This window comes from Streptomyces rimosus, from assembly GCF_008704655.1.
GTDB lineage: Bacteria > Actinomycetota > Actinomycetes > Streptomycetales > Streptomycetaceae > Streptomyces > Streptomyces rimosus.
On sequence record NZ_CP023688.1, the window covers coordinates 4,682,805 to 4,700,956 of the forward strand.

The window sequence follows — 18,152 nt, forward strand, 5'->3', positions numbered from 1 at the left end:
ACACCGGCCTCCAGGCGAACTCCGGCTCCTCGGCGCCCCCGGCCGACGCCCGCGTACCCGCCCCGGCGGTCGTGGCGGACGCGCCGAACGCAACAGACGCGCCCACCACGACAGACGCGCCCACCACAACAGACGCGTCACCCCCCGCCCCCACCAAAACCACATGGCCCACCCTCACCCCGCCACCCCCCACCGCATCGCTGCCCGGCACCGGGAAACACCCGCGTACCGAAGAGACGCGCATAGAGCGCGCCTTCGGCCATGTCTTCCGGCGCGTCACGGGCAGCGCCTTCGCCCCGTACCAGTCCGCCGTCGTCCGCATCGGATTCGCCGCGACCTGGCTGTTCTTCCTGCTGCGGGAGTGGCCGAACCGTCAGGAGCTGTACGGGCCCCATGGCCCCTGGAGCGGCGACATGGCGCGCCGGCTCCTCGCCGACAACCAGGCGTTCTCCGTCCTGACCTGGTCCGACGGGCGCGGCTGGTTCGAGCTGGTCTACACCCTCGCGCTTCTCAGCAGCGCCCTGCTGATGGTCGGCTGGCGCACCCGCACCATGTCGGTGCTGTTCATGGTGGGCGTGCTGTCGCTGCAGAACCGCAGCATCTTCATCGGGGACGGCGGCGACAACGTCATCCACCTGATGGCCATATACCTGGTGCTGACCCGCTGCGGGCAGGTGTGGTCGCTGGACGCCCGCCGTGCGGCGAAGCGTGGGCAGGGGGCCGACCCGGGCCTTCCGGAGCGTGACATCACCGGTGTCGTCCTGTGGGCGGTCCTCGGGCTGTCTCTTGCGATGGCCCAGGTCATGGGCTTGTCCGGGCTCTCCTGGTTCGGCGCCGGGCCGTTCCCGGGCGTGGGCTGGGGCCTGACCCTGTGGACTCTGTGGTGCGCGCACGGCGTCTGGTGGGCGGTGCGGCGGTACGCGCCCGGGGAGCCGCGCGTCGTCCTCGACATGCTCGGCAAGCTGGCGCACAACGGCGCCATGCTGGTGATCGTCGTCGAGGTGTGCCTGATCTACGCCACTGCCGGCTGGTACAAGATCCAGGGTTCGCGCTGGCAGGACGGCACCGCGGTCTACTACCCGATGCATCTGGACTACTTCTCGCCCTGGCCGGACCTGTCCCGGCTGCTCGCCGACAACGGCCTGATGATCATGCTGATCACCTACGGCACGGTGATCGTGCAGGTCGCCTTCCCCTTCACGCTCTTCAACCGGCGTGTGAAGAACGTGCTGCTCGTGGTGATGATCTGCGAGCACCTGTCGATCGCGTTCCTGTTGGGCCTGCCGTTCTTCTCGCTCGCGATGATCACGGCGGACGCGGTGTTCCTGCCGACGGTGTTCCTCGTCTGGCTGGGCGCCCGCGTCTCCGCCGTACGCGACCGGGTGCTCCCACGAAGTACGCGAGACGGGGAGCGCGAGATGACGGCCGCGGCAGGGGCGCCCTGAGGGCGTGTGGTCACGCGCTGTGCCGCCGGTGCCGCCCGTGAACGGATGCGCCGGATGTCCGCCCGGCGGGCAGTTGAGATAGTGGGGAAATGATCGAGAACGGGACCTCGGACGATCCGGTACGGCGCTGGCGCGCGAGCGCCGGGGACCCCGCCTCGGTCCTCCTGGACGGCTTCCACGCGCTCAAGCACGCGCTGCGCTTCGGCGGGGACGTACGGCAGGTGCTGACCGGCGACAAGGCGGCTCTGCTGGCGCTCGCCGGGGAACTCGCCGACGACCTGACCGGCACGCTGGACGCGCTGGCGGAGCAGGTGCCCCTGACGGCGCTGCGCACGCTGCTGCCGAAGGTCCACCCCACGGGCGTCGCGGCGCTGGCCGTACGCCCCGCTGCCGAAGCGAACCTGGCCCGCCTACGGGCCGCACCGCGCCCTTCCCCCGTCGTCCTGCTGGAGAACCCGCGCAACCTGGGCAACATCGGCGCGGTCGTGCGCCTGGCGGCCGGTTTCGGCGCGACCGGTGTAGTCACCACGGGGTCGCTCGACCCCTGGCACCCCAACGCGGTACGCGGCAGCGCGGGCCTGCACTTCGCGAGCGCCGTGGAGCGCCTGACGCTCCCGGAGCTGCCGCCGGGGCCCCTCTACGCCCTCGACCCCGAGGGCGCGGACATCCGGACCGTCACCTTCCCGGACGATGCGATCCTCGCCTTCGGGTCCGAGCGTCAGGGCATCTCGGACGAGCTGCGGGAGCGGGCGACGGCGCTGGTCGCGGTGCCGATGCAGGCGCGGGTCTCCAGCTTCAACCTGGCCACGAGCGTGGCCATGGGACTCTTCCACTGGATGTCCCGCGCCTCGGCGGTGCCGGCCGCCGCGGCGGGTGCCGCCGGTGCGGCCGGGCCGTCGTTCTCCGGCTTCCCGCTCTCCTGAACGGGCCTGCTAGCTCTCCTGAGCGGGCCTGCGCACCTCCACCGTCCGGAACCGGTTCGCCACGAACGCGCCGTCGCACAGCGCCGCGTTCGCGGCCGGGTTGCCGCCCGAGCCGTGGAAGTCGGAGAAGGCGGCGGTCTGGTTGACGTACACCCCGCCGGTCAGGTTCAAGGAGAGCTGCGCGCACTCCTCCAGGCACGCCTCCTCCACCAGCTTCTCCACCTCCTCCGAGGTGGTGTAGGCGCCGACCGTCATGGCGCCCTTGTCGCGGACCGTGCGCCGCAGCAGGTCCACGGCGTCCGCCGGGGAGTCGACGGCCACCGCGAAGGAGACCGGGCCGAAGCACTCCGACAGATAGGCCGCGTCGGCGCCCGCGCCCTCCCAGAGCTTGCGTGCGCCGTCCATCTTGACCAGCACCGGCGTGCGGACCGTTGCGTCCGGGAAGTCGGGGTTGGCGACCGCTCGCGAGGCCAGGGCCACCTCGCCCAGCCCGGCCGCCGCCTCGATCCGCTCCTTGACCTGCGGGTTGACGATCGCGCCGAGGAGCGCGTTGGCCCGCGCGTCGTCGCCCAGCAGCTTGTCGACCGCGGTGGCGAGGTCGGCGACCACGTCGTCGTACGACTTGGGGCCGGCGTCCGTGGCGATGCCGTCGCGGGGGATGAGCAGGTTCTGCGGGGTGGTGCACATCTGGCCGCTGTACAGGGACAGGGAGAAGGCCAGGTTGCCGAGCATGCCCTTGTAGTCGTCGGTGGAGTCGATGACGACCGTGTTGACGCCGGCCTTTTCCGTGTGGACCTGCGCCTGGGGCGCGTTGGCCTCCAGCCAGTCGCCGAACTCGGTCGAGCCGGTGTAGTCGATGATGCGCACCTCGGGGCGGACCGCGAGGGTCTTGGCCAGGCCCTCGCCGGGGCGGTCCACGGCCAGGGCGACCAGGTCGGGGGAGAACCCGGCCTCGGCCAGCACCTCGCGCGCCACCCGGACGGTCAGCGCCAGCGGCAGCACGGCCCGCGGGTGCGGCTTGACCAGGACGGCGTTGCCGGTGGCCAGGGAGGCGAACAGGCCCGGGTAGCCGTTCCAGGTGGGGAAGGTGTTGCAGCCGACCAGCAGGGAGACGCCGCGGGGCACGGCCTTGAAGGTCTTGGTCAGCTCCAGCGGCTCGCGCTTGCCCTGCGGCTTGGACCACGCGGCCTCGCCCGGGGTGCGGGTCTGCTCCTCGTAGGCGTACGCGACGGCCTCCAGGCCGCGGTCCTGGGCATGCGGCCCGCCCGCCTGGAACGCCATCATGAACGCCTGGCCGCTGGTGTGCATGACGGCCTGCGCGAACTCATGGGTGCGCGCGCTGATCCGCGACAGGATCTCCAGGCACACCAGGGCCCGGATCTCCGGTCCGGCGTCGCGCCAGGCGGGCATCGCGGCGCGCATGGCAGGCAGCAGCACGTCCGGGTCCGGGTGCGGGTAGGTGATGTCCAACGCGATGCCGTACGGGGAGACTTCGGCGCCGGTCCAGTCGTCCGTGCCGGGCTGGTCCAGGTCGAACCGCTTGCCGCGCAGCGCCTCGAAGGCGGCCTGGCCGTCGGCCGCGGCGGTTTCGCCGTACGCCTTGGGGTGCTCGGGGTGCGGGGACCAGTACGCCCGGCTGCGGATCGCCTCCAGCGCCTGGTCGAGCGTCGTGCGGTGCTTCTCGCGCAGCTGCGCTGCGGTCGGTTCGGCGGCCATCGAAGACCAACTCCTCGTCGGGCGGCTCTGGGGCCTGCCGTCACGGGTCACCCGCCCCCGCGGGGCGCGGACGCCCCACCGGGGAAGCGACGCCACTGCACGGCCAGGTCCGAGGACAGGGCTGGGAACGCATTCGGCGACGGGGCTAGAGTAACCGAACGATCGGTCGGGGCAAGAGGGTCCGGCGAACCTGTGGACAACTCCGTCGGGGAGGATCAGCCGTCATGACAGCCATCGAAGCGGGACGCACCGTCGCGGTCGTCGGCACGGGCACCATGGGCCAGGGAATCGCGCAGGTCGCGCTGGTCGCGGGCCACCCCGTCCGGCTCTACGACGCCCTGCCGGGACGGGCCGCCGAGGCCGCAGGGGCGATCGGGCGCCGTCTGGACCGGCTGGTGGAGAAGGGCAAGCTGCCGGCCGCGGAGCGCGAAGCGGCCCGCGCACGCCTCCTGCCCGCCACCACACTCCCCGAACTTGCCGATGTCGCACTCGTCGTCGAGGCGGTCGTGGAGGAACTGAGCGCCAAACAGGAGCTGTTCGCCGCCCTGGAGGACGTGGTTTCCGAGGACTGCCTGCTGGCCACCAACACCTCGTCCCTGTCCGTCACGGCCGTCGCGGGCGCGCTGCGCCTTCCCGGGCGCTTCGTCGGCCTGCACTTCTTCAACCCGGCACCGCTGCTGCCCCTGGTCGAGGTGGTCAGCGGCTTCGCGACGGACGAGGCGGCGGCCACCACCGCGTACGAGACGGCCGCGGCCTGGGGCAAGTCCCCCGTGCGCAGCGCCGACACCCCCGGATTCATCGTCAACCGCATCGCGCGCCCCTTCTACGCGGAAGCGCTGCGCGTGTACGAGGAGCGGGCCGCTGATCCGGCCACCATCGACGCGGTGCTGCGTGAGTCCGGCGGCTTCCGTATGGGGCCGTTCGAGCTGATGGACCTCATCGGGCAGGACGTGAACGAGGCCGTCACGCGCTCGGTGTGGGAGGGCTTCTTCCGCGACCCGAAGTTCACGCCCTCTCTGGCGCAGCGCCGCTTGGTGGAGGCCGGTCTGCTGGGCCGCAAGGCCGGTCAGGGCTGGTACGACCACGCCGAGGGGGCCGCCGAGCCGCTGCCGCACACCGCGGAGCCGTGCCCGGCGCCGGCCGCGGTGGCGGTGCACACGCAGCTCGCCGGGCCCGCCGCCGTCGTCCAGGAGCTGATCGAGGAAGCCGGCATCAAGGTCACGCGGGAGCGCGCGCCGGGGGAGCACGAGGGCTGCATCCGGTTGCCGGGCGGCGCGCGGCTGGCCCTGACCGACGGCCAGCCCGCCACGGGCGACCTGTCGGGGCCCACGATCCGCTTCGACCTGGCGCTGGACTACCGGGCCGCGACCCGCATCGCCCTGGCACCGGGCGCGGAGGTGTCGTCCCAGGACGTGCGGGAGGCGGTGGGGCTCTTCCAGGCGCTCGGCAAGGCGGTCAGCGTCATCGAGGACGTACCGGGCCTGATCGTCGCCCGTACGGTCGCGATGATCGTGGACTTCGCCGCGGACGCCGAGGCGCGCGGGGTGGCGAGCCGCGAGGACATCGACACGGCCATGCGGCTGGGCGTGAACTACCCCGGCGGCCCCTCGGAGTGGGCCGACGGCATCGGCCGTCACTGGTTGTGGCACCTGCTGGACAGCATGCACCACCAGTACGCCGGCGGTCGCTACGCGCCCTCCTGGGCCCTGCGCCGCAGTTTGAAGCAGAACCGCCGGATGCTCTAATCATGACCATGGCCAAGCGCGACACCTACACGCCCGATTCGCTGCTGGCGGTCGCCGTCGCGGTGTTCAACGAGCGCGGATACGACGGCACCTCCATGGAGCACCTCTCCCGGGCGGCCGGCATCTCCAAGTCCTCGATCTACCACCACGTACGCAGCAAGGAAGAGCTGCTGCGCCGCGCCATAAGCCGGGCGCTGGACGGGCTCTTCGGGGTCCTCCAGGAGCCCGGGGCGCTTACGGGGCGGGCCATCGAGCGCCTGGAGTACGTGGCCAGGCGCGAGACCGAGGTGCTCATGGATGAGCTGCCGTACGTGACCCTGCTGCTGCGGGTGCGCGGCAACACGGACACGGAGCGCTGGGCCATGGAGCGCCGGCGGGAGTTCGACGGCGAGGTCACCGAACTGCTCAAGCAGGCGGCGGCCGATGGCGACCTGCGCCCGGACGTGGACGTCCGGCTGGCGACCCGGCTGCTCTTCGGCATGATCAACTCGATTGTGGAGTGGTACCGGCCGGGCCGGGGCGGCGCGGCGAGCAGCGAGGAGGTCGCGGACGCCGTGGTGCGGACGGCCTTCGCGGGACTGCGGAAGTAGGCGGCTCCGGGCGCCGCGCCCGGAGCCGCCGTGTCCCACCCTCGCCCTACCCCTGCTCGGCCCCCAGATCGGTCTCCTCGAAGACGAGCAGGGTGCGGGTGCTGAGCACTTCCGGGATCGACTGGATACGGGTGAGGACCAGTTCCCGCAGCTCCTGGTTGTCCTTGGTGTGCACCAGCAGCAGTACGTCGAAATCGCCGCTGACCAGCGCGATGTGCGCGGCCCCCGGAAGCGCGGTGAGCTGTGCGCGCACCGTGCGCCAGGAGTTCTGCACGATCTTCAGCGTCACGTAGGCGGAGGCGCCCTGACCGGCGCGTTCCTGGTCGATGCGGGCGCTGAAACCGCGGATCACGCCGTCGTCGATCAAGCGGTTGATCCGCGCGTAGGCGTTGGCGCGCGAGACGTGTACGCGCTCGGCGACGGAGCGTATCGAGGCCCGTCCGTCGGTCTGGAGCATGCTCAGGATCGCGCGGTCGATGGTGTCCAAGGGGCGCGCGGGGCGGTGCCCTCCGTTATTGGCCATCTGTTCGTCCGGCATACCGGCTCGCCTCCCCTTGGTGGACGCTCTGTCCTCATCTCAGGCTGTGGAGAACCGATTGTCCACAGGCTGAGCCCGCCTGTAGCCAAAATGTGCCGACGACCGAACAATCGGTAGGTACGGGCCACCGCCCGCCCCATGGCATTGCTTACCCGCCCGTCGTCCTTCACCGCCCTCGGCGGGGCGCTCGGCGTCACTCTTTCCGAAGTCCAAGGAGGTGCTCGTCATGACGGTTCTTGAGCAGCGCGGCAGCCGGAACGAGAACTACTGGCCCGCTCCGCCGCCCGCCTGGCGCCCCCGCGTCGATCCCGAGCCCCTCCTGCCCGACGCCGAGCCGTACCGGCTGCTGGGCACGGACGCCGTGAGCCGCGTCGATTCCGGTCTGCTGACGGAGCTGTACGGGCACCTGGTGCGCGGCCGCCGGTACAACGCCCAGGCCACGGCCCTGACCCGGCAGGGCAGGCTCGCGGTGTATCCGTCGTCCACCGGCCAAGAGGCGTGCCAGGTGGCCGCCGCGCTGGTGCTGGAGGAGCAGGACTGGCTCTTCCCCAGTTACCGGGACACCCTCGCCGCCGTGGCCCGCGGACTCGACCCCGTACAGGCCCTCACCCTCCTGAGGGGTGACTGGCACACGGGATACGACCCGCGCGAGCACCGCATCGCCCCCTTGTGCACGCCGCTGGCCACCCAACTCCCGCACGCGGTCGGCCTCGCGCGCGCCGCGCGCCTGAAGGGTGACGACGTGGTCGCGATGGCCCTGGTCGGTGACGGCGGCACGAGCGAGGGCGACTTCCACGAGGCGTTGAACTTCGCCGCGGTGTGGCAGGCCCCGGTGGTCTTCCTGGTGCAGAACAACGGCTTCGCGATCTCCGTGCCGCTGGCCAAGCAGTCGGCCGCGCCGTCCCTCGCCCACAAGGCGGTCGGGTACGGCATGCCGGGCCGCCTGGTGGACGGCAATGACGCGCCCGCGCTGCACGAAGTCCTCACCGAGGCGGTGGAGCGGGCGCGCCGGGGCGGCGGACCGACGCTCGTCGAGGCGATCACGTACCGCGTCGAGGCGCACACCAACGCCGACGACGCCACGCGCTACCGCACCGACGACGAGGTCGAGCAGTGGCGCGGGCACGACCCGATAGCCCTGGTGGAGCGCGAGCTGTCGGAGCGCGGCCTGCTCTCCGACGCGTTCGCGCAGCAGGTGCGGGACGGCGCCGAGGAACTGGCCGCGGGCCTGCGCGACCGGATGAACCAGGACCCCGTGCTGGACCCGATGGATCTGTTTGCGCATGTCTACGCGGAGCCCACCGCCCAGTTGCGCGAGCAGGAGGCACAGTTGCGGGCCGAGCTGGCGGCTGAGGCCGAGGGGGAGGCCGGTTCGGGCCGCGGGCCGGCGCACGAGACGACTGGGAAGGAACGGCCATGACGGCGACCGCCACGGAGGCCGGGCGCAAGCCCGTCAGCATGGCGCAGGCCCTGAACCGGGCGCTGCGCGACGCGATGGCCGACGACCCGGCCGTCCATGTGATGGGCGAGGACGTGGGCGAGCTGGGCGGGGTCTTCCGGATCACCGACGGCCTGGTGAAGGAGTTCGGCGAGGAGCGCTGCGGCGATACGCCGCTCGCCGAGGCGGGCATCCTCGGTACCGCGGTCGGGATGGCCATGTACGGCCTGCGACCGGTCGTGGAGATGCAGTTCGACGCCTTCGCCTACCCCGGCTTCGAGCAGCTGATCAGCCATGTCGCGCGGATGCGCAACCGCACCCGGGGCGCCATGCCGCTGCCGCTGACCATCCGCGTCCCGTACGGCGGCGGGATCGGCGGCGTGGAGCACCACAGCGACTCCTCCGAGGCGTACTACCTGGCCACCCCCGGCCTCCAGGTCGTCACCCCGGCGACGGTCGCCGACGCGTACGGGCTGCTGCGCGCCGCCATCGCCTCCGACGACCCGGTGGTCTTCCTGGAGCCGAAGCGGCTGTACTGGTCGCGGGCCGACTGGTCCCCCGACGACCCGGCGCCGGTCGCGCCGCTGGGCCGCGCGGAGATCCGGCGGCCGGGCAGCAGCGCCACGCTGATCACGTACGGGCCGTCGCTGCCGGTCTGTATGGAGGCCGCCGAGGCGGCCACGGCCGAAGGCTGGGACCTGGAAGTCCTCGACCTGCGCTCGCTCCAGCCCTTCGACGACGAGACGGTCTGCGCCTCGGTACGGCGTACGGGGCGCGCGGTCGTGGTGCACGAGGCCAGCGGTTTCGGCGGCCCCGGCGGGGAGATAGCCGCGCGGGTCACGGAGCGCTGTTTCCACCACCTGGAGGCGCCGGTGCTGCGGGTCGCGGGCTTCGACATCCCGTATCCGCCGCCGATGCTGGAGCGCCACCACCTGCCCGGTGTGGACCGCATCCTGGACACCGTCGGGCGCCTCCAGTGGGAGGCGGACTGGACCGAGGGGAGCGGTGACTGATGGCCGTGGTGCGTGAGTTCACACTGCCCGACCTCGGCGAGGGCCTCACCGAGGCGACGGTCGTGCGGTGGCTGGTCGAGGTCGGCGAGGTGGTCGCCGTGGATCAGCCGGTGGTCGAGGTGGAGACCGCGAAGGCCCTGGTGGACGTGCCGTGCCCGTACGGCGGCGTGGTCACCGCGCGGTTCGGCGACGAGGGCTCGGAGCTGCCCGTCGGATCGCCGCTGCTGACGGTGGCGGTCGGGTCCACCGCACCGGCCGGGCCGGGCGCGAGAGGTGACCGGGCGCCCGAGGAGGGGATGGGCGAAGCGGGCGCCGGGACCGGTCCGACAACGTCGGGTGCGGCCTCCGAAAGCGGCGCGGGAAAGCCCGGCGGCGCGGCCGAGGGGTCGGGGAACGTACTCGTCGGGTACGGCACGAGCGCTGCGGCGGCGCGCCGGCGGCGGGTCCGCCCGGCGGCGGGGGCCGGGACGGCGGAGCCGACGCGCGCACAACCTCCGGAGGAAGGGCCGGTACCGGTCATTTCGCCGCTGGTACGGCGGCTGGCGCGGGAACACGACCTGGACCTGCGGGAGATACGGGGTTCGGGCCCGGAGGGGCTGATCCTGCGTACGGACGTGGAACGGGCGGTGCGCGCGCGGAGTGCGGCGGGTGCCGGTGCGGGAGCGTCCGGTGCGACCGGTGTGACCGGCGCGCCGGGAGCGGCTGACACGTACGGGATGACCGGTGCGGAGAGCCGGGCCCTGGCGTACGAAGGTCTCCCCGGCGAGGCCGAGCGGATACCGCTGCGCGGCATGCGCGGGGCCGCGGCCGAGAAGTTCCGGCGCAGCCGGCAGGAGATCCCCGACGCGACGTGCTGGGTGGACGCCGACGCGACGGAACTCCTCGCCGCCCGGCGGGAGATGAACGCCGCCGGCGGCGCCAAGGTGTCGCTGCTCGCGCTGCTGGCCCGGATCTGTACGGCGGCGCTCGCGCGGTATCCGCAGCTCAACGCGACCGTCGACATGGCGGCCAACGAGATCGTGCGGCTGTCCGCCGTGCACCTGGGCTTCGCGGCGCAGACCGACCGCGGGCTGGTGGTGCCGGTCGTACGGGACGCCCACCGCCGTACGGCCGAGGGCCTGACCGCCGAGATGGCGCGGCTCACCGAGGCCGCGCGGACCGGTCAGCTCGGCCTCGCCGAGCTGACGCACGGCACCTTCACCCTCAACAACTACGGCGTCTTCGGCGTCGACGGCTCCACGCCGATCATCAACCACCCCGAAGCGGCCATGCTGGGCGTGGGCCGAATATCGGCCAAGCCGTGGGTGCACGAGGGGGAGTTGGCGGTACGCCAGGTCGTGCAGCTGTCGCTCACCTTCGACCACCGGGTGTGCGACGGCGGTACCGCGGGCGGGTTCCTGCGGTTCGTGGCGGACTGTGTGGAGCGGCCGGCGGTGCTGTTGCGCACGGTGTGAGCGGGCCCGGTCGGTGATCGGGGCGGTCCCGGCGATACTCGTGGAGTGACCGACCAGCAGCCCCCTCAGGACCGGGGCCCGCGTGCGGCCGACGGCGCGCTCCACGGTGGAGCCGCGTCCGCCCCCGCGGACTCCGGTACGTACGACGTCATCGTCCCGGCCGGGGGCGCCGCCCGGCGGCTCGGTGGGGTGGACAAGCCCGGGCTGACCGTCGGCGGGCGCTCGCTCCTGGACCGGGTGCTCGACGCCTGTCCGGACGCCGCGACCGCCGTGGTCGTCGGGCCGCCGCGGCCCACCGCGCGGCCGGTCGTCCACACCCGCGAGGAACCGCCCGGCGGCGGCCCGCTCGCCGCGCTGGACGCCGGGCTGCGGCACACCACCGCCCCCGTCGTCCTCGTCCTCTCCGCCGACCTGCCGTTCCTGACGGGCGCGACGGTACGGGCCCTGCGCGCGGCGGCCGAGGGGGCCGACGCCGCGCTGCTGCGCGACGCGGAGGGCAAGGACCAGCCGCTGGTCGCCGCGTACCGGGCCGAGCCGCTGCGGCGTGCGCTGGCCGCCGTACGGGCCGAACGCGGCACGCTTGCCGGGCAGCCGCTGCGTGCGCTGCTGGCCCATCTGACCCCGCGCCGGGTGCCCGATCCGACGGCCACCGCGTCCTTCGACTGCGACACCTGGGAGGACATCGAGGCGGCACGCGCCCGGATCGGAGCGGTACGCGCCCGTATCAGGGAGCATGGAACCGTGTTGGACGAATGGATCACCGCAGCCAAGGCCGAGCTGGGCATCGAACTCGATGTGGACACGGCGGCACTCCTGGACCTCGCGCGCGACGCGGCGCACGGTGTGGCGCGGCCGGCCGCTCCGCTGACCACCTTCCTGGTCGGTTACGCCGCCGCTCAGCAGGGCCGGGACGTGTCCGTACTGGCGGCCAAGGCGGCCGCGCTGGCCAACCGGTGGGCCGCCGAGGCCGCCGAGAACGCCGACGCCACGCCGGAGGCCGCGCCCGAGGCCAAGCCGAAAGCGAAGCCGGCTAAATGATGGAAGGGGAGTTCGACGACGCGTTGGCGCTGGCCAACGGCAGCCCGGTCGTACCGGCGCGGCCGGAGGACCGCCGGGCACCGGAGGACCGCCGGATGCCGGAGGGCCACTGGGACCCGGGGGGCCGGGCCGATGATCACCGGGCGTGGGGCCGCGGTGGCGGCCCCCGGGCGCATGAGGGCGAGGGGCGACCCGTACCGGCCCCCGAGGCCAACGGCCCCGCACCTCTCCCCGGCGAGCGCCACGCACCCGCCTCCGACCGGTACGCGCCCGCCCCTGACCCGTACGCGCCCGCTTCTGACCGGTACTCACCCGCCTACGACCATTACGCACCCACCTCCGACGACGGCTACTCCTGGATCTTCGACGACCGGGAGCCGACCCGGACGGCCGGCCGGCCCGGTAAGGCGCCGACGGCCGGTACGGGCCTGGACGACGACGCGCGGCGCGGCCCGTACACGCCGTGGGACACCGCCCCGTCTCTGAAGGGGGGCGAGCCGTCGCCCGCGCCCGGCGGCGCGGACGGGCCGCGCGCCCCGGCCCGCGCCCCGTCCGACACGCCTCCTCCGCCGCGCCCCGCGTCTGCGCCGGTGCCCCGGTCAGCACCCTCCGGCCCTCCCTTCGGACCGCCTTTCTCCACCGGGGACACCCCTGGTCACGACCACCCCACCCACCACGGCCGCCGCACCCGGCACGACCACCCCGCGCCGACCCCCTGGCGTACGGCCCGCGGGCTCGCCGCCCGGGCGCCGCGCGGCCCGCTGCCCCCGGTCGCCTGCCCGCTCGGCGCCGCGGCCCTCGGCCGTACCCTCGCCGAGCCGCTGACCGCGCTCACCGACCTGCCGTCCTTCGACACCTCCGCGATGGACGGCTGGGCGGTCGCCGGGCCCGGCCCCTGGCACCTCGCCGCCCGGTCCCGTTCCGGCGCGCACGAACACGGCATCCTGGCCGGTCAGGACGCGTCCGAGGCCGTTGACGACGGCGCCGCCGTGCCGATCGCCACCGGTGCCCGCATCCCGCCGGGCGCCACGGCCGTACTGCGCAGCGAGCACGGCGAGGTACGGCAGCGGCCCGACGGCGGCGCGCAGCTGTACGCGCCCGCTCCCGTACCGCCCGGTCAGGACATCCGGCCGCGCGGCCAGGAGTGCCGCCGCGGCGACCAACTCCTGCCCGCGGGCGCGCTGGTGACCCCGGCCGTGCTGGGACTGGCCGCGGCGGCCGGTTATGACGAGCTGGTCGCGTACGCCCGGCCGCGCGTCGAAATCCTCGTTCTCGGTGACGAGTTGCTGGACGCCGGGCTGCCCGCCGAGGGCCGTATCCGGGACGCGCTCGGGCCGATGATCACGCCGTGGCTGCGTGCGCTGGGCGCGGACGCCGGGCCGCCCCGGCACCTCGGCGACGACGCCGACGCGCTGTACGACGCCCTCGCGTCCTCCACCGCCGACCTGGTGATCACCACGGGCGGTACGGCCTCCGGGCCCGTCGACCATGTGCATCCCACGTTGCGCAGGCTGGGCGCCGAGGTGCTGGTGGACGGCGTGGCGGTACGCCCGGGGCACCCCATGCTGCTCGCCCGCCTGGACGCCGACCGGCTGCTGGTCGGCCTGCCCGGCAATCCGCTCGCCGCCGTATCGGGCCTGGTCACCCTGGCCGAACCCGCGCTGCGTACGCTCGCGGCGCGCCGCCGGACACCCGCCTACCGGGCGCCGCTGACCGCCGCCGTGTCCGGCCACCCGCACGACACACGGCTCATCCCGGTCGCCTTCCGGGAGGGCGCGGCCGACGACGGGGACGGCGGCGCGGTCGTACCGTTGCGGTTCAGCGGGCCCGCCATGCTGCGCGGCATCGCGGCGGCCGACGCGATGGCCGTCGTGCCGCCCGGCGGCGCGGCGTGCGGCGGCGACGTGGAACTCCTCGACCTGCCGTGGACCGGCGACGGCTCGGCGGCGGAGGCGGTCATGGACACGGTGACGGACTGGACGGCCGATGCCCCGGCCCGCTCCGGTACGGACGCGCGCCGCCCCGGAGTAGGGCCGCACGACCGCCCGAACGTTTCTCCCACCGATCCCCACCCGACCGGCGGAGGCGCCGCGTGAAGCTCCCCACCCACGACGCGGCGGCCCGTGAGGTCCCCGAGGAGTCCAGCTACCGCGTCGTGCTGCCCCGCCGCACCCCGGTGGCCCCGCTGCGCCAGGTCGCCCGCCGCCTGCTGATGGCGCTTCTGGTGCTCGTCGCCACGGTGGCCATCGTCTGGATAGACCGCGACGAGTACCACGACAACGCCAACGGCTCCGTCGACTTCCTCGACTGCGTCTACTACGCCACCGTCACGCTCTCGACCACCGGTTACGGCGACATCGTCCCGTACGGGGACGGTGCGCGGCTGCTCAACATCCTGCTCATCACGCCCCTCCGGGTCCTCTTCCTGATCATTCTGGTCGGCACCACTCTCGAAGTCCTCACCGAGCGCACCCGCGAGCAGTGGCAACTGAACCGCTGGAGAAACGCCTTGCGCGACCACACCGTCATCGTCGGCTTCGGCACCAAGGGCCGGTCAGCGGCCCAGACCCTGCGCGCGACGGGCCTGACCCGCGACCGCATCGTCATCGTCGACCCGAGCCCCAAGGTCATCGACTCGGCGGTGGCCGAGGGCTTCGCGGGTGTGGTCGGGGACGCGACGCGCAGCGACGTCCTCGTACGGGCCGAGATCCAGCGCGCCCGCCAGGTCGTCATCGCCACCCAGCGCGACGACACCGCCGTGCTCGTCTCGCTCACCGCCCGCCAGCTCAACAAGAAGGCCAACATCGTCGCGGCCGTGCGGGAGGAGGAGAACGCGCCGCTGCTGCGCCAGTCCGGCGCCGACATGGTCATCACCTCGGCCAGCGCCGCCGGCCGCCTGCTGGGCCTGTCGGTGCACAGCCCGAGCGCCGGTACGGTCCTGGAGGACCTGATCCAGCAGGGCAGCGGTCTGGACCTGATCGAGCGTCCGGTGGTGAAGGCCGAGGTCGGCAAGTCGGTACGGGAGACCGACGACCTGATCGTCTCGGTGCTGCGCGGCCACCGGCTGCTCGGGTACGACGATCCGGCGGCCAGCCCGTTGCAGCCCGCCGACCGGGTGATCACCATCGTGCGGGCGGTGCCGCCGGAGGAGCCGGACGGTCCGGCCAGGCCCGGCGCGAAGCCGATGATCCCCGGGACGGGGGTCTCCCCGATGTCGCCCGTCCGCCGGGACGACCAGTAGAAGCACGAGCCCTACAGGACACCACCGCCTCCGTACGCCGTCCCGTGCGGGCGAGTAGCCTCGCGGCCATGCGTGCGATCACCATTCCCGAACCCGGTGGCCCCGACGCCCTCGTATGGGCCGAGGTGCCCGATCCGCAACCGTCCGAAGGGGAGGTCCTGGTCGAGGTGGCGACGACGGCCGTCAACCGTGCCGACCTCCTCCAGCGCCAGGGCTTCTACGATCCGCCGCCCGGCGCCTCCCCGTACCCCGGCCTGGAGTGCGCCGGCCGGATCAAGGCGCTCGGCCCGGGGGTCGGCGGCTGGGCGGTCGGCGACGAGGTGTGCGCGCTGCTCTCGGGCGGCGGGTACGCGGAGCAGGTCGCCGTACCGGCGGGCCAACTGCTGCCCGTACCGAAGGGCCTCGACATGGCCGCCGCCGCGGCGCTGCCCGAGGTGACGTGCACCGTATGGTCGAACGTCTTCATGATCGCGCACCTGCGGCCCGGCGAGACGCTGCTCGCGCACGGCGGCTCCAGCGGCATCGGCACGATGGCGATCCAGCTCGCCAAGGCGGTCGGCGCGCGGGTCGCGGTCACCGCGGGCAGCGCCGACAAGCTGGCCCGCTGCGCCGAACTGGGCGCCGACATCCTGGTCAACTACCGCGACCAGGATTTCGTGGAGGAGGTGCGCAAGGCCACCGACGGCAAGGGCGCGGACGTCATCCTGGACATCATGGGCGCCAAGTACCTCGACCCGAACGTCAAGGCGCTGGCCACCAACGGGCGCCTGGCGATCATCGGTCTCCAGGGCGGCGCCAAGGCCGAGTTGAACCTCGGCGCGCTGCTCACCAAGCGCGGCGCGGTCACCGCCACCTCGCTGCGCGGCCGTCCGCTGGCCGAGAAGGCGGCGATCGTCGCGGCCGTACGGGAACACGTCTGGCCGCTGATCGAGAACGGTCAGGTCCGGCCGATAGTGGACCGTACGCTGCCGATGGCCGAGGCGGCCGAGGCGCACCGGATCGTGGACGCCAGCAGCCATGTGGGCAAGGTCGTCCTGACGGTCTGAACCCGGCGCACGGGTGCGCGACGCGGTGGTGCCGGGGCTCCGGCACCACCGCGCGTTCACCTCCGCGGAGCCGCTGGTGGAGCCGCTCCACCACACCCCCGCACCACCCGGGATGCCGCGTATATCCCCCCGTGTGACGCTGAGGAGATCAGGCGACCACTCCGCGGGTACGGGAGGTCATGGGTGTGACGTCGGAACTCGTGGCCCAGGGATATGTGCCGGACCATGGGCCGGAACACCTGCCGGAATCCGGGCCGGATCACGTGCCGGAGAACAGACTCCCCGCATACCTGGCCCCGGTACCGGTTACTCCGGTACCCGTGCGCTCGATATCCGTGGACCCGGCAGCAGGACGGCAGTGCCGTCCCCGCCCGCTCCGGCTCCGTCCCCACCGGCTCCGACCACACCTCGCGGCCCGCCTGCTGGTCGCCACGGCCCTTCTGTCCCTCCCGTACGCGACGGCGGCCACAGCGTCGGCAGCGGCCCCGCGCCACGGCGTCCTCACCCACAACGTCGCAGGCCAGGCCCGTACACTTCCCGACCGCAACCAGGGCCCCGGCCGCCCGGACGACGTCGACCACGCGCAACCCACGGAATCCGACGCCGACACGGACGCCGGTACCCCCCGCCCCACCACCCCCCTGGACGCCCTGGGGCGCCTCGTCCCGATCGTCCCGGCCCTCCCGTCCCCCTCCGGCGGCCCGGCGTCCGGCTCCGGTACGGACGATCCCCGTCCGGCCTTCCCGCCGGGGACCGACCCGTCGGCGAACGATCTCTCGGCCGACGCGGACGCGGGCCCGCAGAACGGCCACGCGTCCCGTCCCCCGTCCCCCGCGGCCTCCAAGGCCCCTGGAAAGCCCTCTCCCGCCCCCACGCGTCCCCGCCGGAGCGACCTGGCCGGGCGCCTCGCCAACCGGCCCTACGTACCGCTGCCGCCCCTCCAGGCCCCGTCCTCGTCGGCAGCCGCCGCCCGGCCGCACGGCCCCTCCCGTTACGCGCCCGGAGCGGTGCCCGGCGCCGCGTCGGCCGCGCAGCGCACCCCGGGTACCGCCGCCGAGCAGGGCAACGGCGTCCACCGTGTGCTGCCGCTGGGCGCCGGTATGGCGCTGACCGGCCTCGGGCTGGCCTTCATCGCCCTGCGGCTCAGGCGCTCGTGACCGGGCCCGTCACCGCCGGTCCGCACCCCGTTTCAGGACCGCACCGAAGCCCACCCCAAAGCTCACCCCCATCCGGAGGTTGGATCATCTTTCTCCCAGGGCACAACCGTTCCTAGTCAGCTGTACGAGAGAATGGCGGCATGGATATGCCGATGAACGAACGGTCGCAGGAGAGCCCGCACGTCCTGGTTGTCGGCCCGGACGGAATGGCTCTCGGCAGCGCCGGCTCCGGTGGCGGGGACGGCGACGACGAGTCCCGCGAGGTTCCCGTGACGGACATGGTCGAACAGCCCGCGAAGGTCATGCGCATCGGCAGCATGATCAAGCAGCTTCTCGAAGAGGTGAAGGCCGCTCCGCTGGACGAGGCGAGCCGGGTGCGTCTGAAGGAGATCCACTCCAGCTCGGTCAAGGAGCTGGAGGACGGCCTGGCGCCGGAGCTGGTCGAGGAGCTGGAGCGGCTGTCCCTGCCGTTCACCGACGACTCGGTGCCCACGGACGCGGAACTGCGCATCGCACAGGCCCAGTTGGTCGGCTGGCTGGAGGGGCTTTTCCACGGCATCCAGACCGCGCTGTTCGCCCAGCAGATGGCGGCCCGCGCCCAGTTGGAGCAGATGCGCCGCGCGCTGCCGCCCGGTGCGGTGCCGTCCGAGGACCTGGAGCAGTCCCAGCAGAGCCAGGGCGGCGCCCGCTCCGGCCCGTACCTTTAACCCTTCAACGGACCCGCCCGTTATTACAGGCCATAGGAAGAAGGGCCCGCCGCGCATCCCGCGCGCCGGGCCCTTCCTGTGTGCTTGCGACCGGCTGCCGC

At 73.3% G+C, this 18,152-nt stretch carries 15 protein-coding genes; 13 read left to right on the forward strand and 2 right to left on the reverse strand.

All coding sequences use genetic code 11. The features are described 5' to 3' along the window. The first annotated feature begins 71 nt into the window (after nucleotides 1-71). A complete protein-coding gene (locus tag CP984_RS19875) occupies nucleotides 72-1,445 on the forward strand; it encodes an HTTM domain-containing protein (protein WP_391870005.1) in 1,374 nt (457 codons plus the stop codon). An 89-nt stretch (nucleotides 1,446-1,534) separates the two neighbouring features. After that, entirely contained in the window at nucleotides 1,535-2,368 is an 834-nt protein-coding gene (locus CP984_RS19880; RefSeq protein WP_003985303.1) for a TrmH family RNA methyltransferase, read from the forward strand. A gap of 9 nt (nucleotides 2,369-2,377) precedes the next feature. Here the strand turns inward: CP984_RS19880 and paaN are convergent, their stop codons facing one another. Further along, on the reverse strand, nucleotides 2,378-4,084 hold the full coding sequence (paaN, locus tag CP984_RS19885) for a phenylacetic acid degradation protein PaaN (protein WP_003985302.1): 1,707 nt from the start codon (nucleotides 4,082-4,084) through the stop codon (nucleotides 2,378-2,380). A gap of 224 nt (nucleotides 4,085-4,308) precedes the next feature. Here paaN and CP984_RS19890 point away from each other — a divergent pair, with 224 nt between their 5' ends. Continuing rightward, complete coding sequence (locus CP984_RS19890; RefSeq protein WP_003985301.1) at nucleotides 4,309-5,829, forward strand: 3-hydroxyacyl-CoA dehydrogenase; 1,521 nt, start codon at nucleotides 4,309-4,311, stop codon at nucleotides 5,827-5,829. 2 nt (nucleotides 5,830-5,831) lie between these two features. Next, the gene (locus CP984_RS19895; RefSeq protein WP_003985300.1) at nucleotides 5,832-6,419 is read left to right on the forward strand and encodes a TetR/AcrR family transcriptional regulator; all 588 of its coding nucleotides are present in this window, start codon (nucleotides 5,832-5,834) and stop codon (nucleotides 6,417-6,419) included. A gap of 46 nt (nucleotides 6,420-6,465) precedes the next feature. On the opposite strand, the gene CP984_RS19900 is transcribed toward CP984_RS19895, so the two are convergent. After that, complete coding sequence (locus CP984_RS19900) at nucleotides 6,466-6,957, reverse strand: Lrp/AsnC family transcriptional regulator (RefSeq protein WP_003985299.1); 492 nt, start codon at nucleotides 6,955-6,957, stop codon at nucleotides 6,466-6,468. Nucleotides 6,958-7,183: 226 nt separating this feature from the next. On the opposite strand from CP984_RS19900, the gene pdhA reads away from it, so the two are divergent. The 9 genes from pdhA (at nucleotide 7,184) to CP984_RS19945 (ending at nucleotide 18,051) form a co-directional block, all read left to right on the forward strand. Continuing rightward, a complete protein-coding gene (gene pdhA / locus CP984_RS19905; RefSeq protein WP_003985298.1) occupies nucleotides 7,184-8,377 on the forward strand; it encodes a pyruvate dehydrogenase (acetyl-transferring) E1 component subunit alpha in 1,194 nt (397 codons plus the stop codon). Then, nucleotides 8,374-9,408 carry an alpha-ketoacid dehydrogenase subunit beta gene (locus tag CP984_RS19910; protein ID WP_003985297.1) on the forward strand — a complete coding sequence of 345 codons (1,035 nt, stop codon included), beginning with the start codon at nucleotides 8,374-8,376 and terminating at the stop codon, nucleotides 9,406-9,408. The genes pdhA and CP984_RS19910 overlap by 4 nt, the downstream gene beginning before the upstream one ends. Further along, nucleotides 9,408-10,862 carry a dihydrolipoamide acetyltransferase family protein gene (locus CP984_RS19915; protein ID WP_003985296.1) on the forward strand — a complete coding sequence of 485 codons (1,455 nt, stop codon included), beginning with the start codon at nucleotides 9,408-9,410 and terminating at the stop codon, nucleotides 10,860-10,862. The genes CP984_RS19910 and CP984_RS19915 overlap by 1 nt, the downstream gene beginning before the upstream one ends. A 45-nt stretch (nucleotides 10,863-10,907) precedes the next feature. Further along, on the forward strand, nucleotides 10,908-11,900 hold the full coding sequence (locus CP984_RS19920) for an NTP transferase domain-containing protein (RefSeq protein WP_030180771.1): 993 nt from the start codon (nucleotides 10,908-10,910) through the stop codon (nucleotides 11,898-11,900). Continuing rightward, complete coding sequence (locus CP984_RS19925; RefSeq protein ID WP_226048680.1) at nucleotides 11,897-13,996, forward strand: molybdopterin molybdotransferase MoeA; 2,100 nt, start codon at nucleotides 11,897-11,899, stop codon at nucleotides 13,994-13,996. The genes CP984_RS19920 and CP984_RS19925 overlap by 4 nt, the downstream gene beginning before the upstream one ends. Further along, nucleotides 13,993-15,141 carry a potassium channel family protein gene (locus CP984_RS19930; protein ID WP_003980333.1) on the forward strand — a complete coding sequence of 383 codons (1,149 nt, stop codon included), beginning with the start codon at nucleotides 13,993-13,995 and terminating at the stop codon, nucleotides 15,139-15,141. Before CP984_RS19925 ends, CP984_RS19930 begins: the two co-directional genes overlap by 4 nt. A 68-nt stretch (nucleotides 15,142-15,209) precedes the next feature. Further along, nucleotides 15,210-16,187, forward strand: coding sequence for an NAD(P)H-quinone oxidoreductase (locus CP984_RS19935; RefSeq protein ID WP_003980335.1), 978 nt, complete (start codon nucleotides 15,210-15,212; stop codon nucleotides 16,185-16,187). Between the two features lie 320 nt (nucleotides 16,188-16,507). After that, on the forward strand, nucleotides 16,508-17,344 hold the full coding sequence (locus CP984_RS19940; protein ID WP_139679696.1) for a hypothetical protein: 837 nt from the start codon (nucleotides 16,508-16,510) through the stop codon (nucleotides 17,342-17,344). A gap of 140 nt (nucleotides 17,345-17,484) precedes the next feature. Then, nucleotides 17,485-18,051 (forward strand): bacterial proteasome activator family protein, encoded by a 567-nt coding sequence (locus CP984_RS19945; protein ID WP_003980337.1) that lies wholly within the window; start codon nucleotides 17,485-17,487, stop codon nucleotides 18,049-18,051. The last annotated feature ends 101 nt before the right edge of the window (nucleotides 18,052-18,152 follow it).